At 66.2% G+C, this 25,772-nt stretch carries 17 protein-coding genes; 11 read left to right on the top strand and 6 right to left on the bottom strand.

What is annotated here, in order from left to right:
- Window positions 1-31 precede the first annotated feature (31 nt).
- The 3 genes from hemB to hemL are packed head-to-tail and all read left to right on the top strand — an operon-like array spanning window position 32 to window position 3,459.
- Entirely contained in the window at window positions 32-1,015 is a 984-nt protein-coding gene (hemB, locus tag ASPHE3_RS12960; RefSeq protein ID WP_013601659.1) for a porphobilinogen synthase, read from the top strand.
- Window positions 1,012-2,097: an LLM class flavin-dependent oxidoreductase gene (locus tag ASPHE3_RS12955; protein WP_013601658.1), complete on the top strand. Its 1,086-nt coding sequence runs from the start codon at window positions 1,012-1,014 to the stop codon at window positions 2,095-2,097. The genes hemB and ASPHE3_RS12955 overlap by 4 nt, the downstream gene beginning before the upstream one ends.
- Window positions 2,098-2,127: 30 nt before the next feature.
- Entirely contained in the window at window positions 2,128-3,459 is a 1,332-nt protein-coding gene (gene hemL, locus ASPHE3_RS12950) for a glutamate-1-semialdehyde 2,1-aminomutase (protein WP_013601657.1), read from the top strand.
- Between the two features lie 98 nt (window positions 3,460-3,557).
- Here the strand turns inward: hemL and ASPHE3_RS12945 are convergent, their stop codons facing one another.
- From ASPHE3_RS12945 to ASPHE3_RS12930, 4 genes are all read right to left on the bottom strand, one after another.
- On the bottom strand, window positions 3,558-4,295 hold the full coding sequence (locus ASPHE3_RS12945) for an amino acid ABC transporter ATP-binding protein (protein ID WP_013601656.1): 738 nt from the start codon (window positions 4,293-4,295) through the stop codon (window positions 3,558-3,560).
- On the bottom strand, window positions 4,292-5,056 hold the full coding sequence (locus tag ASPHE3_RS12940) for an amino acid ABC transporter permease (protein ID WP_013601655.1): 765 nt from the start codon (window positions 5,054-5,056) through the stop codon (window positions 4,292-4,294). Before ASPHE3_RS12940 ends, ASPHE3_RS12945 begins: the two co-directional genes overlap by 4 nt.
- Window positions 5,057-5,072: 16 nt before the next feature.
- Entirely contained in the window at window positions 5,073-6,008 is a 936-nt protein-coding gene (locus ASPHE3_RS12935; protein WP_013601654.1) for an ABC transporter substrate-binding protein, read from the bottom strand.
- Between the two features lie 333 nt (window positions 6,009-6,341).
- The gene (locus ASPHE3_RS12930) at window positions 6,342-7,052 is read right to left on the bottom strand and encodes a 3'-5' exonuclease (RefSeq protein WP_013601653.1); all 711 of its coding nucleotides are present in this window, start codon (window positions 7,050-7,052) and stop codon (window positions 6,342-6,344) included.
- Window positions 7,053-7,115: 63 nt separating this feature from the next.
- On the opposite strand from ASPHE3_RS12930, the gene ASPHE3_RS12925 reads away from it, so the two are divergent.
- The 3 genes from ASPHE3_RS12925 to ASPHE3_RS12915 all read left to right on the top strand — a co-directional run bounded on the left by ASPHE3_RS12925 (window position 7,116) and on the right by ASPHE3_RS12915 (window position 14,478).
- The gene (locus ASPHE3_RS12925; RefSeq protein ID WP_013601652.1) at window positions 7,116-7,532 is read left to right on the top strand and encodes an MGMT family protein; all 417 of its coding nucleotides are present in this window, start codon (window positions 7,116-7,118) and stop codon (window positions 7,530-7,532) included.
- A gap of 158 nt (window positions 7,533-7,690) precedes the next feature.
- Window positions 7,691-10,876: an ATP-dependent helicase gene (locus ASPHE3_RS12920; protein ID WP_049786137.1), complete on the top strand. Its 3,186-nt coding sequence runs from the start codon at window positions 7,691-7,693 to the stop codon at window positions 10,874-10,876.
- Window positions 10,873-14,478 carry an ATP-dependent helicase gene (locus ASPHE3_RS12915; protein ID WP_013601650.1) on the top strand — a complete coding sequence of 1,202 codons (3,606 nt, stop codon included), beginning with the start codon at window positions 10,873-10,875 and terminating at the stop codon, window positions 14,476-14,478. Before ASPHE3_RS12920 ends, ASPHE3_RS12915 begins: the two co-directional genes overlap by 4 nt.
- Here the strand turns inward: ASPHE3_RS12915 and ASPHE3_RS12910 are convergent.
- Entirely contained in the window at window positions 14,475-15,758 is a 1,284-nt protein-coding gene (locus tag ASPHE3_RS12910) for a macrolide 2'-phosphotransferase (protein WP_013601649.1), read from the bottom strand. The genes ASPHE3_RS12915 and ASPHE3_RS12910 overlap by 4 nt on opposite strands.
- A gap of 139 nt (window positions 15,759-15,897) precedes the next feature.
- Between ASPHE3_RS12910 and nudC the strand changes: the two genes are divergently transcribed.
- The 3 genes from nudC to ASPHE3_RS12895 are packed head-to-tail and all read left to right on the top strand — an operon-like array spanning window position 15,898 to window position 19,725.
- Window positions 15,898-16,920: an NAD(+) diphosphatase gene (gene nudC, locus ASPHE3_RS12905; protein ID WP_041652175.1), complete on the top strand. Its 1,023-nt coding sequence runs from the start codon at window positions 15,898-15,900 to the stop codon at window positions 16,918-16,920.
- A gap of 58 nt (window positions 16,921-16,978) precedes the next feature.
- Window positions 16,979-19,114, top strand: coding sequence for an ATP-dependent DNA helicase UvrD2 (locus tag ASPHE3_RS12900; RefSeq protein ID WP_013601647.1), 2,136 nt, complete (start codon window positions 16,979-16,981; stop codon window positions 19,112-19,114).
- Window positions 19,115-19,158: 44 nt separating this feature from the next.
- Window positions 19,159-19,725: a M48 metallopeptidase family protein gene (locus tag ASPHE3_RS12895; protein ID WP_041652932.1), complete on the top strand. Its 567-nt coding sequence runs from the start codon at window positions 19,159-19,161 to the stop codon at window positions 19,723-19,725.
- A gap of 19 nt (window positions 19,726-19,744) precedes the next feature.
- Here the strand turns inward: ASPHE3_RS12895 and ASPHE3_RS12890 are convergent, their stop codons facing one another.
- Window positions 19,745-21,202 (bottom strand): zinc-dependent metalloprotease, encoded by a 1,458-nt coding sequence (locus tag ASPHE3_RS12890; protein WP_013601645.1) that lies wholly within the window; start codon window positions 21,200-21,202, stop codon window positions 19,745-19,747.
- A gap of 246 nt (window positions 21,203-21,448) precedes the next feature.
- On the opposite strand from ASPHE3_RS12890, the gene ASPHE3_RS12885 reads away from it, so the two are divergent.
- Both ASPHE3_RS12885 and ASPHE3_RS12880 read left to right on the top strand, forming a co-directional pair.
- Window positions 21,449-22,546: a YlbL family protein gene (locus ASPHE3_RS12885; protein ID WP_013601644.1), complete on the top strand. Its 1,098-nt coding sequence runs from the start codon at window positions 21,449-21,451 to the stop codon at window positions 22,544-22,546.
- 165 nt (window positions 22,547-22,711) lie between these two features.
- A complete protein-coding gene (locus tag ASPHE3_RS12880; RefSeq protein WP_013601643.1) occupies window positions 22,712-25,693 on the top strand; it encodes a UPF0182 family membrane protein in 2,982 nt (993 codons plus the stop codon).
- Window positions 25,694-25,772 lie beyond the last annotated feature (79 nt).

Raw genomic sequence — 25,772 nt, 5'->3', positions numbered from 1 at the left:
GCCGCTTGATCGAGATCCCAAGGACAGGACCATGACTTTTCCCAGCCACCGCCCCCGCCGCCTCCGCACCACACCTGCCATGCGCCGGCTGACCGCCGAAACCCGCCTGGCGCCGGCTGAACTCATCCTTCCGGCGTTCATCCGGGAAGGCCTGCAGGAGCCGAATCCCATTACCTCCATGCCCGGCGTTGTGCAGCACACCACGGAGACCCTGAAGCGGGCTGCGGCCGAAGCCGTGGAGCTGGGCCTCGGCGGCATCATGCTGTTCGGCATCCCGGAAAACCGGGACGCCGAGGGTTCTGCCTCCCTCGACCCTGACGGCGTCCTCAACAAGGCCATCAGGGATGTGCGGGCAGAGGTGGGCGATGACCTGGTGATCATGAGTGATGTCTGCCTGGACGAGTTTACGGACCACGGGCACTGCGGCGTGCTGGATGCCGACGGTTATGTGGACAACGACCGGACGGTGGAGATCTACGCCCGGATGGCAGTGGCACAGGCGGAGGCGGGAGCCCACATGCTGGGCCCGTCCGGCATGATGGACGGCCAGGTTGCCGCGATCCGTTCCGCCCTCGATGGGGCCGGGCACACCAACACCTCCGTCATCGCCTACGCCGCCAAGTACGCGTCCGCCTTCTACGGCCCGTTCCGCGAGGCCGTGGACTCCCAGCTCAAGGGCGACCGCCGTACCTACCAAATGGACGCCGGCAACCGCACTGAAGCCCTGCGCGAGGTGGAGCTCGACCTCTCCGAGGGAGCCGACGTGGTGATGGTCAAGCCCGCCATGAGCTACCTGGACATCCTTGCCGACGTCGCCGCCATGAGTCCCGTTCCTGTCGCGGCCTACCAGATCTCCGGCGAGTACGCGATGATCGAGGCAGCGGCCGCCAACGGCTGGATCGACCGGCGCGCCGCGATCACCGAATCTGTGCTGGGCATCCGCCGCGCCGGCGCGCATATGGTGCTGACCTACTGGGCCGCCGAACTGGCCGGCTGGCTGAAGGAGTCAAAATGACGGAGGCGCATCCCGCTGACCCTGAAGGCCCCACGGCGCCGGTCGGCGACGGCCGGATCCTGCTGGGGCTCAATACCTTCGGCGACGTCGGAGAGAACCCGGACGGCAGCCCCCAGCCCCACGCCCAGGTGCTGCGGCAGTTGCTGGAACAGGCTGAGCTGGCGGACGCCGTCGGACTTCACGCCTTCGGTGTGGGGGAGCACCACCGCAAGGACTACGCGGTGTCCGCGCCCGAAGTCTTCCTTGCCGCGGCAGCGGCGCGCACGTCCAGGATCCGGCTGGGGTCGGCGGTTACCGTCCTGAGCTCGGACGACCCCATCCGGGTGTTCCAGCGCTTCTCCACCGTGGATGCCATCTCCAATGGCCGGGCCGAGGTCATGCTGGGCCGCGGCTCCTTCATTGAGTCCTTTCCGCTGTTTGGGCTTGACCTCGCGGACTACGAGGTCCTCTTCGAAGAGAAGCTTGAGCTGTTCGACAAGGTGCGGGCCCAGAAGCCGGTGCACTGGGAAGGCCGCACCCGTCCGCCCCTCGCCGGACTCAGCGTGTATCCGCCGCTTGAACACCATCTGCTGCCCACCTGGATCGGCGTCGGCGGCACACCTGAGTCCGTCCTCCGCTGCGCCCAGTACGGCTACCCCATTATCTTTGCCATCATCGGCGGACAGCCCCGGGCTTTCGGCCCGCTTGCGGACCTGTACCGGGAAGCGATGTCAAAGTACGGACACCCCATGCAGCAGGTCGCCACGCACTCACCGGGCCATGTGGCGGACACTGACGAGCAGGCCCGCGAGGAGCTGTTCCCGCACTGGCTGAAGCTGCGGAACAAGCTTGGTGCGGAACGGGGCTGGGGACCGGCCGGCAGGGGCGAGTTTGAGGCCCTGTGTGCGCCCGAAGGTGCCCTGTATGTGGGATCGCCGGAAACCGTAGCCCGAAAAATTGTGATGCTCAAGCGGAACCTGGGCGTGGACCGCTTCGATTTCAAGTACAGCAACGGCCCCCTCCCGCACTCCGCCATGATGCGCTCCATTGAGCTTCTGGGCACGGCCGTGGCGCCGCGCGTGGCTGAGCTGCTCGGCAACTGAGGCCCTGCCCCAACTGAGAGAATAGGAACCATGACTTCCAGCAACCCTCGCAATGAGGAACTTTTCGACCGCGCGCGCCAGCTGATGCCGGGCGGGGTCAACTCGCCGGTGCGTGCTTTCGGCTCCGTGGGCGGCACCCCCCGTTTCATGGTGTCGGCCAAGGGGCCCTACCTGACTGACGCCGACGGCAAGGAATACGTGGACCTGGTCTGCTCCTGGGGCCCGGCGCTGCTGGGCCATGCGCACCCGGCTGTCCTCGATGCGGTCCATGCCGCCGTGGACCGCGGCCTGTCCTTCGGCGCCTCCACGCCGGACGAAGCCAACCTGGCCGAGATTGTCAAGGAACGCGTCGGTGCCGTGGAACGGCTCCGCATGGTGTCCACCGGCACCGAGGCCACCATGACGGCCGTCCGGCTCGCCCGTGGCTTTACCGGCCGCAACCTGATCATCAAGTTCGCCGGCTGCTACCACGGCCACCTTGACAGCCTGCTGGCGTCAGCCGGCTCCGGGGTCGCCACCCTTGCGCTGCCCGGTTCCGCCGGTGTCACCGAGGCCACGGCCGCCGAAACACTGGTGCTGCCGTACAACGACCTCACCGCCGTCAAGGAGGCGTTCGCCACCCACGGGCCGAACATCGCCGCCGTGATCACCGAAGCAGCGCCCGCCAACATGGGGGTAGTGACGCCGGAAGAGGGCTTCAACCTCGGACTGTCCCGGATCACCCGTGAATACGGGGCATTGCTTATCGTGGACGAGGTCCTGACCGGTTTCCGTACCGGCTACTCCGGATACTGGGGCCTCACCGGCGGTGCACCGGACGCGACCGAGCCCTGGACGCCGGACCTGCTCACCTTCGGCAAGGTGATCGGAGGCGGCATGCCGACGGCGGCCCTCGGCGGGCGTGCCGACGTCATGGATTACCTGGCCCCCACCGGCCCCGTGTACCAGGCCGGCACGCTGTCCGGGAACCCGGTAGCCATGGCAGCGGGCGTGGCCACCCTGACCCACGCCACCCGGGATGTCTACTCCTTCATCGACGTCCGCTCGCTGGAGCTCTCCTCGGCGCTGTCCAACGCCCTGGATGCCGCCGGTGTTGACCACTCGATCCAGTTCGCGGGGAACCTGTTCTCGGTGGCCTTCGGCACCTCGGCCCGCGGAGTGCACAACTACGCGGATGCACAGGCGCAGGAGGCCTTCCGCTACGCACCGTTCTTCCACTCCATGCTGGAATCCGGCGTCTACCTCCCGCCCTCGGTCTTCGAGGCGTGGTTCCTCTCCGCCGCGCACGACGACGCTGCCATGAACCGGATCTTCGACGCCCTCCCGGCAGCTGCCCAAGCCGCAGCCGCTGCCCAAGGCTAGGGACCCAGGCTAGTCCCGCCGTCGTCCTTCCTCGCGAAAGGCAAAAGAAATCCCCGGCTGCGGGCTGCAGCCGGGGATCTCTTTATGTGCTTCGGGAGCTACAGGACGTCCGAGAGGAAGCCCTTGAGCCGGTCCGTGCGTGGGGCCGTGAAGAGCTGCTCCGGCGGGCCGGATTCCACCACAACACCGGCGTCCATGAAGGTCACGGTGTCCGAGACGTTGCGGGAGAAGCCCATCTCGTGGGTCACGACGACCATGGTCATGCCGCCCTTCGCGAGATCCGTCATCAGCGCCAGGACGCCCTTGACGAGCTCCGGGTCCAGTGCCGAGGTGGCCTCATCGAAGAACATGACTTCCGGTTTCATGGCCAGGGCCCGGGCGATGGCAACACGCTGCTGCTGGCCGCCCGAGAGGTTGGCCGGGCGGGCATCAGCCTTGTGCTTCAGGCCCACCAGGTCCAACTGCTCCAGCGCTTCCGCTCGTGCCTGGTCCTTGGAGAGCTTGCGCAGCTTCCGCAGGGCCAGGGACACGTTGTCCACCACCGTCTTGTGCGGGAACAGGTTGAACTGCTGGAACACCATGCCGATCCGCTGCCGGAGCTCGTCAGGATTGTCCTTCAGGACGGAGCGGCCGTCCAGCAGGATGTCACCCTGGTCGGGTTCGATCAGCCGGTTCATCACCCGCAGCAGCGTTGACTTGCCGGACCCCGAAGGGCCGATCACGGAGGCGGTGGTGCCCTTCTCCACGTGCAGGTCAATGCCGCGGAGAACGTGGTTGTGGCCGAACGAGAGGTGCAGGTTCTTGCCGGTCAGGGTCCCGGAAGCGAATTCCGTCATGCCTGTGCTCCCTTGCCGATAGGTGCTGCCAGCTCATCCGGTTCCTTCTTTTCCGGCTTGCCGGTGCGCAGCCGGTGGTCGATGAAGTTCACGAAGTGCGTCAGCGGAACCGTCAGGATCAGGTACAGCACTCCGGCGGCCACCAGCGGTGAAAGGTTCCCGGTGTTGGCCATGGCGTCGTTTCCGATCCGGAAGATCTCCCGGTCCGAGGCGGCGAGCCCCAGCATGAACACCAGCGAGGAATCCTTCAGCAGCGAGATGAACTGGTTCACCAGCGCTGGAAGGACCCTGCGGATGCCCTGCGGCACAACCACAAGGCGCATGGAACTCCCGTAGCTGAAGCCCAGCGCACGCGAGGCCTCGAGCTGTCCCTTTTCAACACTCTGGATGCCTGAGCGGAAGATCTCGCCGATGTAGGCGGCAGCGATCAGGGTCAGGGCCAGGATGCCCAGGGGGTACGGGTTGCGGGAGCCCGTGATTTCCCGGGCAATGGGGCTAAGCCCGATACCAATGACCAGGATCACCAAAATGGCGGGCAGGCCACGGAAAATATCCGTGTAAATGCGGGCCACCCAGCGGGCGCCGGCATTCCTGGAGATTCCCATCATGGCCAGGGCAAGCCCCAGCACGGAGCCCAGGATTCCTGAGGCTACCGCCAATATCAGCGTATTGGGCAGGCCAACCATGAGAAGGGCGGGAATGACCTTGGCCATTTCCTCCCAGTTGAAGAAGGTGTCAGCAAGCTGGTCCAGGAGATCCATGAACGTCCCGGCTCAATCAGCTCTGGGGAACCGTGGCGGCCTTGCTGCCCGGCTTCCAGTCACTCGGCATCTCGCGGTCCGGGTACCACTCCTTGGTCAGCTTGGACCAGGTCCCGTCCTCGATAACTGCGTCAAGGCCGGAGTTCAGTGCGTCGATCAGCGGCTGGTTGTCCTTGGCCACGGCATATGCGGTGAAGTTCTCGGTGTTGACCTTGGACTCGACGATGGCGGTGCCGTCGCCTTCCTTGACCTGGCCCTCGGCCTGCTGGGACGGGGCCACCCAGGCGTCAACCTGGCCGTTGCGCACATTCGCGTACACGGTGGCGTAGTCCGGGAACCGGATCGGTTCCATGCCCAGGGTGTTGGTGACGTAATCGTCCTGGACGGTGCCCTGGACAACGCCGATCCGCAGATCCGAGGTCAGGTCATCGAAACCCTTGATGTCGCCGTCGGACTTGGCAACGACAGCCATGAAACCGAAGTCATAGCCGTTGGTGAAGCCGACATTCTGGCGGCGGGCCTCCGTGGTGGAGATGGAGGAGGAGCCGACGTCGAACTGCTTGGTGGAGACCTGGGACAGCAGTGCCGAGAAGTCGGTGGCAACGAATTCGACCTCGAGTCCGAGCTTGCCGGCGATGGCACGCAGCAGCTCGTTGTCGTAGCCGGTGAACTTGCCCGAGGGATCGATGAAGATGTTCGGCGGGGCATCCGAGAGGGTGCCCACCTCGAGCTTGCCTTCAGTGTTGAGGCCGAGCTTGGTCTTGTCGATCTGGTCGATCGGCGTGACGTCAGCGGTGGTGTACTTGTCCAGCGTCTGCTGGTCGCTGCCTGCTAGGGCATCCGTGGGGGAGCCGCTGGGCTGCGAGGATCCTGAGCCGCATGCCGCCAGGGAAGCGGCGAGGGCAAGTGCAACGGGAGCGGTAGTCAGCCACTTCATCGCTTTGATTTTCATCAGGTTGTCACTTTCATAGAGTCATACGTCAACCGGGCCGCAAGGCTGCGCTGGTGGCGCCTGGCACCTGCCTGGCGCTGTTCAAGCATCACGAGGCAGGGGTGACCGCAAAACTTTATTGTCTCACTTCCGCTCAACCGGGTCGGTGGCCGAATCAACGGATAGTGTAAAGCACCTGGAACCAGCTAAAATTCGGCATGAAGCCTAGCCGGGCAGCTCGTGCGCTCCCGCGGGCACTGCTTTGCCGAATGCGTGGCTCCTGTCATTGGCTCTTTTGTGAAGACCTGTGACTGTGACTTGCCTCGCACAAGCCCCATGTTTCCTTGGCCGGTGCTAGAAGCCGCCCGTGCTGGCGTCCTGTGGGGGAAGCACAGGCCAGTCCCCTTCGATGACGGCAGCGGGCTTGGTCTTGCGAAGGTAGCCCTGGAAGTCGGCGGCCTGGCTCACCGCCCAGTCCACCTGGAGCTGGTGAAGCTGGCTGGCCGGCATGCTCAGTTTAGGGAACTTCCCGGCCATAGCGTCCAGGACCCGCAGGGTAGCCAGCGCATCAGCGGCGGAGGTATGGGCGTTGTCCAGCACCACACCGTACTCCTCGCACAGAGCCGTCAGAGTGCGCTTGCCTTTCCGGTAGCGGTCCACCTGCTTGTTCATGATGTAGGGGTCCAGAACCGGGAACCGGGTGAGCTGGGGAATGCCGTAGCGCGCGGACTCGGCAGCCAGGACCGTGAAGTCGTAACTCGCGTTGAAGGCAATGACCGGGATGTTCGAGTCGAACAGCTCCTGCAGGGCTGCGGCCACCTCCCGGGTTACCTCGTGGGCGGGCCTGCCTTCCCGCCTGGCCTGCTCAGTGGTGATGCCATGCACGTCACTTGCTTCCGTAGGTATCTCCACCCCAGGATCGGCCAGCCACTCATGCTCCCGCATGACCTCGGCCTGATGGTCCACAACCGTGACGGAGGCTGTGACAATCCGGGCAGCACGGGAGTTGCGGCCGGTGGTTTCCAGGTCAAAGGCGGCGCGGGGGAGGGTGTTCCAGGTACTCATACGTCAACGCTAAAGGGAGCCTCCGACAATTCGGGGGAACGCCACTGCGGCTAGATTGGATCAATGCGGATTGAGTACGTGGAGGCGGTCCTGGCCATTGTGGACCTCGTTCCGGCCGGAACCGCCGTAGCGTACGGGGACGTTGCCGAGCTGCTGGGTGCAGGTGGTCCCCGGCAGGTTGGCACCGTGATGAGCCGCTACGGAAGCAGTGTTCCCTGGTGGCGGATCCTCAAGGCAGACGGCCACGCGCCTGAAGGGCATGAAACCGAAGCCCTCCGCCAATACCTCCTGGAGGGCACCCCTTTGCTGGGTGCGTACCTCGACTTCCAGCGGACCGGAGAAGGGCGGTGGAGGGTGGACCTCCAGGCCGCACGCTGGGCGCCGACGGAAGCGGAATTCGACCTGATTGACGCGGTTGCCGGGAAGCTGGAGCGGCGGCTGCACAGATTGTCGGCCTCTGATGATGGAATGTCCGTGTGACAGTAACAATCCCGCTTACCGGCCCGCATGACGAGTACCAGGATGATCCGGCAGGAACAGACCCTGACGTTGATGCTGCAGCCCTGGGTGAAATTCGTCCGTCCCGCCGCTCGGGTGAACCGGCGGAAACAGGGCTTCGGCTGCTGCCGCCGCGCCGGATGCTTGCGGCGCAGCCGCAGCTGTCACCCGACCAGCAGGCCGCCGTTGATGTGTCCCAGGGAACCGGACCGGTCCTGGTGCCCGGTGCGCCGGGAACTGGCAAGACCACCGTCCTCGTCGAGGCCGCCGTCAGCCGGGTGTTCCGGGACGGTGTGGATCCTGAGCGGATGCTGATCCTGGCCCCCAGCAGGCTCTCCGCCGATGCGCTGCGGGACCGCTTCACCGCACGGCTGGACAGGAGCCTAAGCACCACCCCGGCGCGGACCTGGGCTTCGTACGCGTTCGACGTCATCCGGCGCGCCAAGGCTGAAGGCATTCTTCCGTTGTCCAGTGCCCCCCGGCTCCTCTCCGGACCCGAGCAGGACCTGATCATCAAGGAACTCCTCGAAGGCCATCGACTGCCCGGCCTTGAGCTGCCATGGCCTGAGGATGTGGAAGGAGCGCTGGAAACCAGGGGTTTCCGCCAGGAAGTCCGCCAGTTGTTCGACCGCATTATCGAGTCGGGCCGGACTCCCGAGGACCTGGTGCGGCTCGGACACCAGTGCGGCAGGCCTGACTGGATTGCCGCTGCCGCCCTGTATGCCGAGTACCGGGACGTCCTTGACCTGCGGATGCCCGAGGCCTTCGATCCGGCCGGAATCATCACGGCCGCACGGCAGATCTTCCAAGACGCCCCCGGTTTCCTGGCTGCCGAGCGGGACCGGCTCCAGGTGATCCTGGTGGATGACATCCAGGAAGCCAATCCGGCCGTCTTTGAGCTGCTCGCGGACGTTGCCGGCGGTAAGGACTGCTATGTGGCATTCTCCCCGGACACCGTGGTCCAGGGGTTCCGCGGCGCCCGTCCCGACCTCGTGGCAGAGCTGCCACGGCTGCTGTCACCGAATAGCCCGGTGGTGGAACGACCTCTGCGGTACGCCCACCGGCACGCACCGGAACTCGCCGAAGCCTGGCTGGGCCTCGCGGGCCGGATCTCGCAGCGTGCGGGCGGGCAGTTGGCAAGGCGCCTGGACAAGCTCGACGGCGAGCAGCCTTCGGGCGCAGTGGAGGCGCACCTGGTTCAGTCCGCCGTGCACGAACTGCGTTACGTGGCCCAGCGCATCCTGGACCAGCACATCAACCACGGCCGTGACCTCGCCCAGCTCGCGGTGATTGTGCGCAATGGATCACAAGTCAGCGAGTTCCAGCGTTACCTTTCAGGCCAAGGCATCGCCGTGCGGGTCCCGGTCGCCGAGTCCGCCGTCCGGGATGAGGTGGCCGTGCGTCCCCTGCTCGACGCCTTTGCCATCGCACTGGACCCTGATCTGTTGACGCCGGAAGCGGCAGTATCCCTGCTGACGTCCCGGATCGGCGGCGCCACCTCCATCGAACTCCGCCGGCTCCGGCAGTCCTTGAGGCGGGAGGAACTCCTGGGCGGCGGCGGCCGGACCAGTGATGCGCTGCTGGTCGAAGCGCTGCTGGAACCTGGTGCACTGTCCACGCTCGGCATCGAGGGCCGGGCAGCCCGCCGGACCGCCCGGATGATCCAGGCGGGCCGCACGGCCGCCGCGGAACCGGGTGCCAATGCCGAGTCGGTGCTCTGGGCACTGTGGAATTCCACGGGACTCGACAGGGCCTGGACAGAAACTGCGCTCGCCGGCGGTCCGCACGGCGCCCGCGCGGACCGCGACCTGGACGCGATGATGGCACTCTTCCACACAGCCGAGCGGTACGTGGACCAGATGCCGGGCGCAGGCCCGGAACAGTTCCTTGAGTACCTCCTCAACCAGGAACTCCCCATGGACACTCTGGCTGCCCGGGCTCAGGTGGACGATGCCGTCGAGCTCCTGACCCCGGCCAGCGCTGCCGGGAGGGAGTGGCCAGTGGTGATCATTCCCGGACTGCAGGAAGGCGTCTGGCCCAATACAAGGCTCCGCGGCGAGCTGCTGGGAAGCACTCTCTACAGTGACGCGGTGGAGCACGGGGCGGCATACGCCCTGCAGCGCGATCCGCTCAGCAGGCTCCGCGACATCCGCTATGACGAACTCCGGAGCTTCTCCACGGCAGTTTCGCGTGCCCGGGAACTGCTGGTCTGCACCGCGGTTTCGTCGGACGATGATCAGCCCTCCTCCTTCCTGGACTATGTCGCGCCGCTGCCACCGGATCAGGACGGCCGGCCCTTCACCGCGGTGGAGCGTCCCATGACCCTGCGTGCCCTCGTGGCAGAACTCCGGCAGCACGCCCAGCTGGACGGAAAGGAGACCCCCCAGGCCGAGGAGGCAGCAAGGGTGCTCGCCCACCTCGCCGCTGCGGAGCCACCGGTGGCAGGCGCCCACCCGCAGAGCTGGTGGGGGCTTCTGCCCCTAACCTCGTCAGAAGCAGTGGTTCCGCCCGCCGGCACCGTCTTCGTGTCGCCCTCCAAAGTGGAGACCGTACAGAAATCTCCGCTCGACTGGTTCGTCCAGGCGGCGGGAGGCGAGGCAGCCACCGACTTTGCCCGAAGCCTGGGCACCCTTGTCCACGCCATCGCCCAGGAGTTGCCCGAGGCATCCGGGCCCGAGTACGTGGCAGAACTTGTCCGCCGCTGGCCAGCACTGGGCATGAAGGACAACTGGGAGGGCAGGCTCGATTTCCAGCGCGCAGAGGCCATGGTCCGCAAGCTCGCCCAGTACGTGCTCCTGATGCGGAGCGAGGGGCGGAGCCTGGTGGGGGTGGAACAGGACTTCGAGGTGGCGCTTGGAAGAATTCCGGTGGACGGCGCGGGGGACCGGGAAGCGGTCCTGCGCGGACAGGTGGACCGGCTTGAGCTGGACAGCGAGGGCAGGCTCGTTATCGTCGACCTCAAGACAGGGAAACGCCAGCCCTCCAAGGGGGAACTCTCGCGCCATCCCCAGCTGGGCGCCTACCAGGCAGCGGTGCTGGCAGGAGGATTCGGGAGCGGCATGGACCTTCCAGCGGCGCCACTTCCCGGCGGTGCAGTCCTTGCACAGCTCGGAACCGGAGCAAAGAACCCTGCGATCCAACAGCAGGACCCAATCGACCCGCAGGAGAACTGGGCCATGGACATGGTGAAGGAGGCGGCAGCCGTCATGGGAGGCAGTGCCTTTGAAGCACGCCACGACCCCTCGAAAAGCAGCCATGGAGGACACGGCTGCCGGCTCCCGGAAGTGTGCCCGCTGTGCGTACGGGGAAGGCAGGTGACCGAATGAGGCAGGAGCTGCATGCCCCTGCAGCTGCTCCGGGGGAGGTCCGCCCCAGCGCACGGCCGGCCGGGTCCGCTGTTGTCCTTCCGGAACCACGCTTCAGCCCGGAGGACCTTTCCGGGCTGCTCGGCGAGAAGAATGTGCCTACCCCGGAGCAGTCCGCCATTATTTCGTCCCCACTGGCGCCGCGGCTGGTGATCGCGGGTGCAGGTTCGGGCAAGACAGCAACCATGGCGGACCGCGTGGTGTGGCTCGTGGCCAACGGCTGGGTCAAGCCTGAGGAAGTCCTGGGTGTGACGTTCACCCGCAAAGCGGCTGGTGAACTTGCGTCCAGAATTCGGGCGAAGCTGGCGGCCCTGCAGCGGCTGGCCGGCCAGGACACCGTTTCCCAGGACCAGGAAAACCGGTTGTTCCCTGACGGGCTGCCCGGCAGCGATGCGCTGGAGCCGAAGGTGTCAACGTACCACTCGTTCGCCAGCGGCATCGTGTCCGACTATGGACTCCGCCTGGGCGTTGAGCGGGATGTGGTCCTGCTGGGCGGCGCGCAGGCCTGGCAGCTGGCCAGCGAAGTCGTAGAGGCGTACGACGGCGAGTATGGCCACTTCCGGGCCGCCAAGTCCACGCTGGTCAAGGCAGTCATCCAGCTGGCCGGCGAATGCGCCGAGCACCTGCAGGAACCTGAGGATGTGGAAGCGTGGCTGATGGCGCGGCTGTCGGACTTCGAGGCGCTTCCCTACCTGGCGGACAAGAAGAAAAACCCGCCACAGGCAGCCGCTGAGCTCGCGGGGATGTTGAGGACACGGGCCAGCGTAGCGGACATGGTTGGCCGGTATGCCTCGGCCAAGCGCTCCCGGGGGGCCCTTGACTTCGGCGATCTTGTTGCCCTCGCGGCCCGCGTGGCGCAGGAAGTCCCGTTGGCCGCCCAGATGGAACGGCAGCGCTATAAAGTGGTCCTCCTGGACGAATTCCAGGACACGTCCCACGCCCAGCTGGTCCTCTTCTCGCGGCTCTTCGGCGGCGGACACGCAGTCACGGCGGTGGGGGATCCCAACCAGTCCATCTACGGTTTCCGCGGCGCATCCGCCGGCCAGCTCTTCCATTTCGTGAGGGAGTTTCCTGTGTGGAACGGGTCCGCGGGCAAAAGCGACCCGTCGCAGGGGCCGGAAGTCGACTCCGGCAGCTGGAGTCCCGCACCTACGTCCTACCTCACCACGGCGTGGCGGAACGGCCGGTCCATTTTGGCCGCTGCCAACGTCATGTCTGAGGCCCTGGGCCGGGCCGCTGCGCAGCGCGGTCCCGCCGGCGGGGGAGGACCTGCAGCCCCGGAGGTGCCGCCGCTGCAACCGAGCCCCCATGCGGCGGCGGGATCGGTGGTGCTTGGCCGGTTCGGAAGCGACGTGGATGAGGCCGGAGCCATCGCCGAGGACGTCCTCAAATACCGCATGACGGATTTCGAACTGAAACCGGATGGTTCACGTGTTCCGCCTGCGATCGCCGTCCTCTGCCGCCGCCGGGCGCAGATGGAACCCATCCGCCGGCAATTGGAAGCGCGGGGCATTGCCTACGAGATCGTCGGGCTTGGCGGGCTCCTTGACACCCCGGAAATAGTGGATCTGGTGGCCACCCTCCGCGTCCTGGCGGATCCGGGCCGTTCCGATGCGCTGATGCGACTTCTTGCGGGCGCGCGCTGGCGGATAGGTCCGGCGGACCTGATGGCCCTCCGTGACTGGTCCAGTCAGCTTGCCCGGCGCCGGGGCGTTTCCGGGCCGGCCGGCGGCCACCTCACCGAGGATGGGCCAACCGTCCTCGAAGGTGACTTAACGGACGGTGCCAGCCTCGTGGAAGCACTGGACTGGCTGCCCCGGGAAGGCTGGATCTCAGCCAATGGCAGGTCCCTTACCCCCGCCGCCCGGGAACGGATGCTCCGGTTATCCGCCGAACTGCGGCAGCTCCGCGGCTACCTGGGTGACGACCTCACCACTTTGCTCGGGGAAGTGGAAAGGGCCATGCTGCTGGACATTGAAGTGGCCGCCAGGCCCGGGATCAGCATCCACCAGGCACGCCGCAACCTTGATGCCTTCCAGGATGCGGCGGCCGGTTTCCTGAGGACCTCCCAGCGCGTGGATATCCTCGCTTTCCTGTCATGGCTGGAGGCAGCGGCAGCCGAAGAAAACGGACTGGAGGCGCCGCCAAGCGAGGTCAGCCGGGAGGCCGTGCAGCTTCTCACGGTCCATGCCTCCAAGGGGCTTGAATGGGATGTTGTTTTTGTTCCCGGGCTTAACGCCAAGGACTTTCCCAGTGACCGTGACTCGCGCTGGAGCAGCGGGTCGGCAGCCTTGCCCTGGCCCCTGCGGGGGGACCGGGCCGACCTGCCGCAGTGGGACCTCGACCAGCCCGACCAAAAGGGCTGGCTGGATGCGGAAAAGGATTTTAAGGCCGATGCCCTTGCGCATGGGGAGCTGGAGGAACGCCGGCTCGCTTACGTGGCCTACACACGCGCGAAGTACGTCCTGTGGGCGTCCAGCGCCGCCTGGGTGGGATCGCGGTCAGGGCGGGCTGAAATGTCCCCTTTCCTGGCGGAGCTTGAGGTCCTGGCCGGCCCACTCCAAGGCGAGGCACCCCGGGCGACCATCCACCCACGTTCGGTGGAGGAGGCTTCGCTGCCGGAGACGAGTCCGCTGACGCTTGACGCCGAGGTAGCCGGCTGGCCGTATGATCCGCTGGAAGGGCCAGTGGACCCGCGCACCGGGGAGCGCCTGCGGCTGGCGGCCGGGCGCAGGAATGCCATGGAAACTGCATCAGCCCGTGTCCTGGCCGCCCTGGCCGCGCCACAGCACGGAGAGGCCCGTGACCTTCGGGGCGTCGGGCCAGCCGGAGGGACACAGCCTGGAGCACGCAATGTTCCAGCCCCGGACGCCGGGCTCCCCGGGGTGTCTTCAGGGTGGGCGCGCGAGGCAGCACTGCTGCTCGAGCGCCGGGCACGGAGGTCATCGGCCCAGGATGTGCACCTTCCCACCCACATTTCCGCCTCCACCCTTGTGGAGTTGGACGAAGACCCGTCGGCAGTGCTTTGGCGGCTCCGCAGGCCGGTGCCGCGGGAGCCCGGCATGTCCGCAAGGAAGGGGACGGCGTTCCATGCCTGGGTGGAGGAATATTTCGGTACGGCCGGCATGCTGGACCTCGGCGACGCACCTGGCTCAGATGACCACATTGATGCAGCGTACGACCTCGACGCCATGGTGGCCACCTTCAAGGCGTCCCCTTGGGCCCACCGCTCGCCCGCCTTCATTGAGGTGCCAGTGGAAACCCGTGTAGGGGATGTGGTGGTCCGGGGCCGGATCGATGCCGTCTTCCAGGACGCTGACGGCCGTTGGGACCTGGTGGACTGGAAGACCGGCAGGCGGCCCTCCGGTGAACGGCTTCGAACCCGGGCAGTCCAGCTTGCGGCCTACCGGCTGGCCTGGTCGCGGCTGAAAGGGGTGCCCCTGGAAGACGTGCGGGCAGCGTTCTTCTATGTGGCGGACAACGAGGTGGTGCGGCCCCACGACCTCGGGTCCGCTGCCCAGTTGGAGGGGATTGTGGCTGCGGCCTTCACCGCCCCGGCCTAGGGCTTCTTGAAGTCCACGATGGTGAGGGCTGCGGTGGAGGTATCGTCCGCGCCTGCCGATGAACCTGCACCGTCAGTCTCCGTATTGCCGGCGTTGTCGCTTTCGGTGGTGCCGGCGCCCGTTGCAGGTGCGGCAAGGGCCGGCACTGCATCAGCAGGGGCTGCGGGTGCGGGGTCGGAGTCCACTGGAACGGCGGCTAGGGGGATCGGCGTCACATGGACGGCGGGCTGCGCCGGCACGGGCAGGACCGTTACCGGGGGCACGGCCGCCTGCCCGTCGTCGTCGGCAGCCCTGATACCCGGCACACCGCCCGGGGCCGCGGGGGCGGGTGATGCCGGCAGGGGCTCCACGCTGATGGGTTGCCCGCCGTGCTCGGCAATGTCGCTGGCGAGGGTGGACAGCATGTCTTCCGCCTCCGCAACCATGGCGGAATCTCCTGCGGCGATACCTTTGACCAGATACTGGGCAAGGGCGAACTCCGCCGATAGCGCCGCCCGCCGCAGCAGGTGCTTGTCGGGAGTATCCCGGCGTCCTGTGGTGTAGGCCTCGAGGACGGCATCTACAAAATCCTGCTCATTGGATGCCACCAGCCACGCGAAATCGTCGGCCGGGTCTCCAATCCGGAGGTCTGTCCAGCCTGTCACTGCAGTAACCCGCTGCCCTTCCACGAGCAGGTTGTCCTCATGCAGGTCGCCATGGACCACGCAGGGGTTGAAGCGCCACAGCGAGACGTCCTCGAGTGCATGTTCCCACCGGAGCAGCAGGGCAGGGGGTATCTTCCCGGTGGTGGCAGCCTGGTCCAGCTCGTTCAGCCTGCGCTGCCGGAATTCGTTCGGGGTGTAGCTGGGCAGGTCGGCGTTGCTGACAAGGGCCCTTGGAAGATCGTGCACAGCCGCCAGCGCCACACCGATTTCGCGCGCCAACGCATCCGGGCCGGCGGTGAGTTCTTCCACGCTGCGGGTACTGCCGGCCAGGTGGGAGTATACGAACGTGCTCAGGCTGCCGATCCGGACACTGCCGGCAATCGTAGGCATCAGGAAGGGCAGTTCGGCACGGATGGCCGGGGCAAAAGCCCGCAGTACCAGGAATTCCGTTTCCAGCCGGGCACTGGCCTCGGCATGCCGGGGAGACCTGACGCGCCAGCGCTTGCCCTCCGAGTCAAGCAGCAGGGCAGAGTCGAAGTCCGCAGGGTCGTCCGGGGCAGAGCTAACGGCCGTTGGGGTCAGTCCGGGGACTGCCGCAGTTGCAACGGCTGCCAGTTCAATCGGTTTTCTTCTCACCTTTCCACGGTAGATTGCCCGCAGTCCCTGAGGCCGGTCCGGCGGCGGCGAGTCTCCAGATAGCTGCAAAACAACGGAAGCGGCGCCGGCGGGCACCGCCGAAATGTCAATTGTCAGCCCCAGTCAGTACGGTTGACCTATGAGCCACGCGGAGTCTGATACACCGGTCTACCAGGAGCAGCCCGCGATGCTGCCAGCGAACCACCTCATGGACACCCTGCTCCCTGTGAAGCCGGCGCTGGTGGACCGCGGATCCGCCGAAAGGACGGCGCCCGGGATTGTGGACGAGCAGTTGGCCAGCTCCGAAACCCTGGCTGTGGTCCTGGCCGGGCGGCAGGGGCTGGTGCATGGCGGCGGCCTATTGGCAGCCAAGGCGGGGCAGCTGCTCGCTGACCTCACTGCCGCAGGTTCGGGGCCTGAACTGGTTATTTACTTGGGATCTGCGCTTCCGGACTCGGACTTCCCGGCCGGAACAGGGCTCCTGCTGTTCGTCCTTCCGGAGCCGGTGGCTCCAGGCACAGCCGGGATTCCCTCCGATGCCCGGTGGGCAGGGTTCAGGGACGTTGCCGGCGGGTTGACCCCTACTCATACTGCGCTTTTCGTCGAAGCCAGTGCCATTGCAAACTGGCACGCCGGCCATACCCACTGTCCCCGCTGCGGAACGCCCACCAATGTGGAATCCGGCGGCTGGATGCGCAGGTGCCCTGCTGACTCGTCGGAGCACTATCCCCGCACTGATCCGGCGATCATCGTCACCGTGGTGGGCCCCGACGGAAGGCTGCTGCTGGGCGGCGGGGGCCCGAAGGACGCCACGAACTATTCCACGCTGGCCGGGTTCGTGGAACCGGGGGAATCCCTTGAACAGGCCGTGGTCCGGGAGATCTACGAAGAGGTGGGGGTCAGGGTCACGGCATGCCAGTACCTGGGATCGCAGTCCTGGCCGTTCCCGGCCTCCCTTATGCTTGGATTTACCGCCGTCACCAATGACGCCGAGGCACGGCCCGACGGCGTTGAGGTCACCAGGGCGCGCTGGTTCAACCGGGAGGAACTCCAGGAAGCCGTACTGAACGGGGACATCACCATCTCCAGCAGGCTTTCCATCGCCCGCTCCCTGATAGAGCACTGGTTCGGCGGACGGATCCAGGACCGGGCAGCGGCCTGAGTCCTTGACATATCCACCAGACTCCAGCACGCGGTAGTCGAGACAAAGAGCAGCAGAAGTGACTACAGAACATTTTGACGGGACGGCATCCCTGGAGGACCGTATCCTTGGCGGCCTGGATGCGGAACAGCGGGAGGTTGCCAGCACCCTGAACGGTCCGTTGTGCGTCCTGGCCGGTGCGGGCACGGGTAAAACCCGGGCCATCACCCACCGCATCGCCTACGGCGTCCACTCCGGCGTCTACACGCCGCAGCGCCTGCTGGCGGTAACCTTTACGGCCCGTGCCGCCGCCGAAATGCGCAGCCGGCTGCGTGACCTGGGAGCGGGCAACGTGCAGGCGCGCACGTTCCACGCGGCCGCCCTGCGCCAGCTCCAGTTCTTCTGGCCGCAGGCGGTTGGCGGAACCCTGCCTCAGTTGTTGGACCACAAGGCGCAACTGCTCGCCGAGGCTGCACGCCGGCTTCGGCTCAGCACGGACCGTGCTTCCATCCGGGACCTCGCTTCGGAGATCGAATGGGCCAAGGTGTCCATGCTGACGCCGGCCAACTATCTGGAAAACGCCCAGGGGAGGGGCGCCCCGGGCGGGTTTGACCTGACAGCTGTGGCGCGCGTTTTCCAGTCCTACGAGGACGTGAAGACGGACCGCAACGTCATTGACTTTGAGGACGTGCTGCTGATCACCGTGGGCATCCTCCAGGAGGACGAGAAAGTTGCTGCCACCGTCCGGGAGCAGTACCGGCATTTCGTGGTGGACGAGTACCAGGACGTGTCCCCGCTGCAGCAGCGGCTCCTGGAACTGTGGCTCGGCGGCCGGGACGAGCTTTGCGTGGTGGGCGATGCCAGCCAGACCATCTATTCGTTTACGGGGGCTTCGCCGAAGCACCTCCTCGAATTCAAGGCCCGCTACCCCCAGGCCAACGTGGTCAAGCTCATCCGCGACTACCGTTCAACACCCCAGGTGGTGAAGCTCGCCAACGACCTGCTCGGCGCCCGGCGCAGCGGCGGTCCGGCAGCTGATGCCGCCTGGGCTGCCCCCCTGCAGCTCGTGGCCCAGCGGCCGGCGGGTCCCGCGCCGCAGTTCACCGAGTGCGCGGACGACGAAGCCGAAGCCGCCACGGTGGCGCAGAAGATCAAGGCACTGCTCGACGCCGGCACGCCCGCAAGCGAGGTGGCTGTGCTGTTCCGGACCAACGGGCAGTCCGAAGCCTACGAACAGGCGCTCGCCGCGGCGGGAATCGGGTACCAGTTGCGGGGCGGCGAGCGGTTCTTCGCCCGCAAGGAGGTCCGCGACGCCATTCTGCAGCTCCGGGCAGCCACCCGGGCAGTGGCTGAAACGGATGCCCCGGAACCTCTCGGGCAGCTGGTCCGGGACATTGTCTCCTCCCTCGGCTACACGGACTCGGCGCCACACAGCGGCGGCGCCCTGCGGGAACGCTGGGAGTCCCTGGCAGCGTTGGTGGCCCTCGCCGATGAGCTGGTTAAGACCCGAGGCTCCGGTTTCGGGCTGGCCGACTTTGTCAACGAACTGCAGGAACGCTCCCTCGCCCAGCACGCCCCCACCGTCCAGGGCGTCACCCTCGCCTCACTCCATGCGGCCAAGGGCCTGGAATGGGACGCCGTGTTCCTCGTAGGACTGAGCGAGGGCCTGATGCCCATTTCGTTTGCCGACTCGCCCGAATCGGTGGATGAGGAACGAAGGCTCCTGTATGTGGGAATCACCCGGGCACGTGAACACCTGCACCTGTCCTGGTCCACGGCCAGGACGCCGGGCGGCCGGGCAAACAGGAAGCCGTCACGGTTCCTCGACGGACTGCGGCCGGATTCGGTGGCAAGTTCAAGCGCCCGGGGAAAGGTCACAGTGTCCCGGCGGAAAGCTGCCGCTCCGGCAATGTGCAGGGTCTGTGGCAGCATGCTCGCCACCGGCGCGGAGCGCAAGGTGGGCCGCTGCAACTCCTGCCCGCCCGGCTATGAGGAACAAACCTTTGACGCCCTCCGGAACTGGCGGCGGGAAGTCGCACTCGGCGCGGAGGTTCCGGCGTTCGTGGTGTTCACTGATGCAACCCTGACGGCCATTGCCGAGGCCCGGCCCACATCGCTTGAAGAGCTGGCGTCGCTGGCCGGGGTTGGACCGTCCAAGCTGGAACGCTACGGCGAAGACGTGCTGCGCGTCCTGGCGGAAAGCACAGCCCTGTGAGGGACGCCCGTTCCGGCCGGACGGCCAAGGCCGAGCCCGGTGGTGTGCCCAGAACCACGGACGGCGGTGCGCCCGTTGTGGTCCGGCGTTCCGCCCGGCGCACGCGCACGGTGGCCGCCTTTTGGGAAAACGGCGCAGCCGTTGTTGCCATTCCTGCCCGGTTTACGGCTGCGCAGGAGGCCGAATGGGTCCACAAGATGGTGGCCAAGCTTCAGCGGCAGGGGGAGCGGCGGGCAGCTTCGGGCAGGAGGCGCCCGGCGACGGACGCTGCCTTGGCGCAACACGCCGCCCTCCTGTCCGCAAAGTACCTGGGGGGACGGGCAGTGCCGACGTCGGTGCGCTGGGTCAGCAACCAGAACTCCCGGTGGGGTTCAGCCACTCCCGCGGAGGGCACCATCCGGCTTTCGGACAAGCTGCGCCCGATGCCCCAGTGGGTGATCGACTATGTCCTGCTGCACGAGCTCGCCCACCTGCTGGTGGCCGCCCACAACTCCGCATTCTGGAAGCTGCTCGAAGCCTATCCGGAGACCGAGCGGGCCAAAGCGTTCCTGGAAGGCGTTTCCTTCGCCACCGGCCGCGGCATGGACGGGACAGGCGCGGACGCCGACTGAATCGGCGCCCGCAACTGTCCTAACCCTTCGGCTGGCCTTCCGGCCCCTCGTCCGGGAGTCCGCCGTCGTCCTTGGCCTCCCCGTCTCCGCCCTGCCCGTCGGCAGCGCGGCCCCCTTCCTGGTCCGGCGCGCCATCGAACCCGCCGCTGAGGAGTTTCTGCAGGGCGTCGTCCACTTCACTGTCGCTTGCTTCGGCGAGCTTGCGCCGCCCGCTGAAGCCCTTGGGGTCATCCAGGTCTTCGGCCGTGGGCAGCAGGTCGGGATGGTGCCAGATGGCGTCCCGGCCTTCGATGCCGCGCTCGGCCTTCAAGGTGGCCCAGAGCGTTGCCGCGTCACGCAGCCTGCGGGGCCGGAGCTCCAGGCCCACCAGGGAGGCGAAGGCGTGCTCGGCCGGACCGCCCGTTGCCCGGCGGCGGCGCACGGTTTCCCGCAGGGCGCCGGCAGAGGGCAGCAGTTTCTCGGTGGCGGCCGCGGTGAGCTCGTCCACCCACCCCTCCACCAGGGCGAGTGCCGTCTCAAGCTTCTCCAGGGCCTGCTCCTGGGCCGGTGTCCGCTGCGGCATGAACACACCCTGTGAGAGGGCCTCCTGGATGCCCTCCGGGTTGCTCGGGTCAAGGTCCCGCGCAAGTTCCTCGATGCGTGATGTGTCGATGTGGATACCGCGGGCGTAGGCCTCGATGGCGCCCAGCAGGTGGCCCCGCAACCAGGGGACCTGGACGAAGAGCCGGGCGTGGGCGGCTTCGCGCACCGCCAGGAAAAGCCGGATATCGTTCTCCGGCAGGGACAGCCCTTCTCCGAACTTGGCAACGTTGGCCGGCAGCAGCGCCATCTCGAGGTCCACGAGGGGGACGCCGATATCAGTGGAACTGACAACGTCAGCGGAGAGGGCGCCGATGGCCTGGCCCAGCTGCATGCCGAAGATGGCGCCGCCCATGTTCTGCAGCATGGAGGATGCCCCGCCCATCATGGACTTCATCTCTTCGGGCATCTGCTCTGTCATGGCGGAGGACAGCGCATTGGCGATGCTGTTCGCAACAGGTTCGGTGAGCCGCTTCCAGGTGCCCAGGGTGGCTTCCACCCATTCCGCCCGGGACCATGCCTTGCCGATCAGCCCGGTGGACGGAAGATCAGTGACGGGGTCCAGCCAGAGTTCTGCGAGCCGGAGCGCCTCATCAACCTCTCGCGACTGCTGGGACGTCACGGAGGGGTCACTGCTGCTCGCAGCGACGCGCCGGGCGTTGTCGTGGGCCAGCTGCCAGTTGACGGGACCCTCGGAAGGAGCGCTCATCATGGCCTGCACCTGGGAGAACATCTGCGCCAGCAGGTTGGGATCGTTCGGCAGCCCGGCAGCCTTGGCGAGTTCGGCGGGGTCGAAATTTTCCATCCCCTTGCCGCCCATCAGGTTCTGCAGCATCTCGGTCAACGGATCCTTGGGGGTGTCGTCCCCGTTGGATGGATTGAGTGGATTGGAGGTCATGATCCCGCCGATCGTCGGTGTGACTGTCAACCTTCACGGTACCCCGGGCATGGTCGGCTGTCTGCCGGACGGTGTTGCCGTTCGCTCTAGGCAAAGAGCTGCGATGCAGTGGCACCGCGTAGTCTTGGTTGAGTGACTACAACCCGTGGCGGCCACCCCTCCGAGGACCACGCCCCCGAGCTTATTTCCCGCAGCCTGCCTGAGCAGACGGACGAGCGGCAGGCAGGTGCGGGGCAAGGGGCAGGAGTGTCCGACGACGGTCCGGGCGGCGAAGCGGTGGCGGCAGCTGCGCCCCGGGACAGGAAGGTTTCGGCGATGCTGCTTGCCGGCATGGCCTCGCTGGGACTGGGGATTGCGGTGGGAACCCTCCCGGTGCCCTACGTTGTGGAATCGCCCGGCCCCACCTATAACACCCTGGGCGAAAGCCAGGGGAGCCCGGTCATCAACATCACCGGGCGCGAGACCTACCCGGCCAAGGGAAACCTCGACCTCACCACGGTGTACGTGGATGGAGGCCCGAACGGACCCGTCAGCATCCTGGACGCCTTTTCCGCCTGGGTTGACCCTGCAAGGGCCGTGCATCCTGTGGAACTGCTTTATCCCACGGGCACCACAAAGGAAGAAGCAGAGGAACAGAGCTCCGTGGCCATGGCCACGTCGCAGGAAAACGCAGTTGCGTCTGCGCTCAAGGAACTCGAAATTCCCTTCGGCCAGCAGCTCCAGGCAGCGGACTTTTCGGAGGGATCAGCGTCGGCCGGGAAAATCCAGGCCGGGGACATCCTGAAGACCATCAACGGCAAGGACATCACATCACTTTCCGTGATCCAGGAGGAACTGGCAGCGGGCAAGGGCGCTCCGGTGTCCGTAGTGGTGGACCGGGACGGGCAGCCGGTCACCGAGACCATCACTCCCAAAGACAACGGCGAGGGCCGGTTCATCCTCGGCATCATGCTCAAGTACCTCTTTACGTTCCCCTTCCAGGTTGAAATCTCGCTGGAGAAAGTGGGCGGACCCAGCGCTGGATTGATGTTCTCCCTGGGAATCATCGACACCGTCACCCCCGGTGACCTGACGGGCGGCAAACACATCGCTGGAACCGGAACCATCTCGCCTGACGGCGCGGTGGGCCCCATCGGCGGCATCGAACAGAAGCTGCAGGGTGCACGGGCAGGCGGGGCAACGCTCTTCCTCGCACCCGCCGCGAATTGCCAGGAAGTAGTGGGAAACATCCCCGACGGTCTGCAGGTGGTCAAGGTGGAGAACCTGTCCCAGGCGCGTGACGCCGTCGAACGTGCCGGCAGCGGCCAGGACACGTCCGGACTGCCGGCATGTACAAGCAACTAGACTGGGCGCAACTAGACTCGACAGGAACTAAGCTTTACCGCCACTCGTGGCATTTATGACGGACGAAACCAGCCGTTTGACCGGTGCCGGACGTCGCTCGCATACGCTTCGAATTATCTGACGACCAGCTATGAGGTACCCAGTTTGTCCCGTCCCGCCAGCACCATGTCCACCGGCAGGCCCCCTTCACGACGCGGGGCGTTGACGCCCACGCTGATCGTTGTCGCCCTGGTGGTAGTGGGCTTCATTTTCTTCGCCAACGTCTGGACCGATGTCCTCTGGTACCGGCAGCTGGGCTTCATCGAGGTCTTCCTCACCGAGAACCTGGCCAGGATCGGAATCTTCGCCGCCGGCTTCGCGATCATGTTCGCAGCCGTCTTCTTCGCGATCCGCATTGCCTACCACGCACGGCCGGTCTATGCCCCCGACTCGGAAATCCGGGACAACCTCAACCGCTACCAGGCGCAGCTGGAACCCGTCCGCCGGGTGGTGATGATCGGGCTGCCCGTCCTTTTCGGGCTCTTTGCCGGCAGCGCCGCCGCAAGCCAGTGGCAGAAGGTCCTCCTGTTCTTCAACCAGGAGCCTTTCGGTAAAACGGATCCCCAGTTCAACATGGACATCAGTTTCTACCTGATGACCCTTCCGTTCTTCGGCTTCGTGACCGGGTTCCTGATCAGCGTGGTGGTCATCGCCGGAATCGCAGGCATCCTCACCCACTACCTGTACGGCAGCATCCGGCTCATGGAGCGCGGCGTGTTCACCAGCCGTGCCGCCCAGATCCACATCGCCGTGACCGGTGCCACCTTCCTGGTGCTCCTGGGGATCAACTTCTGGCTTGACCGTTACACCTCGGTGCAAAGCAACAGCGGCCGCTGGGCCGGTGCCCTCTACACCGACGTGAACGCCGTGATCCCCACCAAGGCCATCCTCGCGGTGGCGGCGGTACTCGTGGCCGTCCTGTTCGTGGTTGCCGCGGTCATCGGCAAGTGGCGCCTTCCCGTCATCGGAACCGCGATGCTGGTCATCACTTCGATTTTGGCCGGCGGCGTGTACCCCTGGGTGATCCAGCAGTTCCAGGTCCGTCCTTCGGAAGAGACCCTGGAGAAGGAATTCATCCAGCGCAATATCGACAACACGCGTGCAGCGTACGGCCTGGACAAGATCCAGGTGGACCGCTACGACGCCACGAACACGGCCACGAGCGGAGCCCTGGCCCCTGACGCCCAGACCACCGCGAACATCCGGCTCCTGGACCCGAACCTCATCTCGGATGCGTTTTCGCAGCTGGAGCAGTACCGGCCGTACTACCGGTTCCCGGATTCCCTCAACGTGGACCGGTACGAAGTTGACGGAAAAGTCCAGGACACTGTCATCGCGGTCCGTGAACTCAACCCGACCAACGTGGCCACCAACCAGCAGGGCTGGCTTAACCAGCATGTGGTGTACACCCACGGCTACGGCGTGGTGGCCGCCAAGGGCAACAAGTTCACGGTGGACGGCAAGCCGGAGTTCCTTCAGTCAGGTATTCCGTCAACCGGCGTCCTGGGCGATGATTCGAGCTATGAGCCGCGGATCTACTTTGGCGAATACTCCCCGGACTACTCGATCGTAGGCGCGCCGGACGGAGCACCTGCCCGCGAGCAGGACAGGCCCTCGGGCGAAGGGGAGACCCAGTACACGTTCGAAGGCAACGGCGGACCGAACGTGGGCACCTTCTTCAACCGCGTGCTCTATTCGATCAAGTTCCAGTCCTCGGACCTGCTGCTTTCGGACGGCGTCAACCCGGAATCCCAGATCCTGTATGACCGCAACCCGCGTGAGCGCGTGGAGAAGGTCGCCCCCTACCTGACCGTGGACGGCAATGCCTACCCGGCCGTGGTGGACGGCCGCGTGAAGTGGATCGTGGATGGGTACACCACCAGCCAGTACTACCCCTACTCGCAGCAGGAACAGCTCTCCGATGCCACGGCGGACACGCAGACCACGTCCGGCCGCGCGGTGGCGCTGCCCAACAGCACCGTGAACTACATCCGGAACTCCGTGAAGGCCACGGTGGATGCGTACGACGGCTCGGTGACCCTGTACGCGTGGGACGACCAGGACCCGCTCCTGAAGTCCTGGCAGAAGGTATTCCCCACTTCCCTCAAGCCGTTCTCGGAAATGACGGGCGACGTCATGAGCCACGTGCGCTACCCCGAAGACCTGTTCAAGGTGCAGCGCCAGCTCCTGGGTGAGTACCACGTGACCGATCCGTCCACGTTCTACCAGACCAAGGATGTGTGGAGCGTCCCTGCCGATCCCACGGTGGACTCCACCAGCGGCGTCAAACAGCCTCCTTTCTACATGTCATTGCAGATGCCGGACCAGGAGAAGCCGGCCTTCCAGCTGACGTCCTCGTTCATTCCGCAGATCGTCAACGGCAACGCGCGCAACGTGCTGTATGGCTTCCTGGCTGCCGACTCGGATGCCGGTGACCAGGCGGGCGTGAAGGCCGAGAGCTACGGAAAGCTGCGGCTCCTCCAGATCCCGCCGGAGATCCAGGTTCCCGGCCCCGGCCAGGCGCAAAACAAGTTCAACTCGGACCCCACGGTGTCGCAGGCCCTGAACCTTCTGCGCCAGGGTGCCTCAGAGGTGCTCAACGGCAACCTGCTCACGCTGCCAGTGGGCGGCGGTATCCTCTACGTCCAGCCGGTCTACCTCAAGTCGACGGGTGAAACCTCGTACCCCACCCTGCAGCGCGTGCTGGTGGCCTTCGGCGACAAGGTGGGCTTTGCGCCGACCCTGGATGAGGCCCTGAAGCAGCTCTTCGGCGGAGATTCCGGGGCTGCTGCCGGCGACTCGGATAACAACGGGCAGACACCCACCGATCCGGCCGCGCCCGCCACGCCGGCCGGGGCGGATGCCAAGGCAGAGCTGAAGGCGGCACTGGACGAAGCCAACGCGGCCATCCAGGCCGGACAGGCAGCCCTGGCCGCCGGCGACTTCGCTGCCTATGGAGAGGCGCAGAACCGCCTCTCCGCGGCTCTCAAGAGGGCCACGGAAGCGGAGGGCCGGATCCCGGTCGCGGCGCCGGAGGCTACACCGGCACCGGCGGCCACCGGTTCTCCGGCGGCCACCCCGTCCCCGTCACCCTCAGCCACCAGCTGATAACGACGGCGTGGAACGGCACCTGATCCCCTCGGGGAGCGGGTGCCGTTCCAGTTGGGAGACGGAGATCACGCCGCCT

Origin of the sequence: Pseudarthrobacter phenanthrenivorans Sphe3 (assembly GCF_000189535.1) — a bacterium.
Taxonomy (GTDB): domain Bacteria; phylum Actinomycetota; class Actinomycetes; order Actinomycetales; family Micrococcaceae; genus Arthrobacter; species Arthrobacter phenanthrenivorans.
The sequence above is the reverse complement of the archived record's forward strand: the minus strand, read 5'-3'. Positions and strand labels throughout refer to the sequence as shown.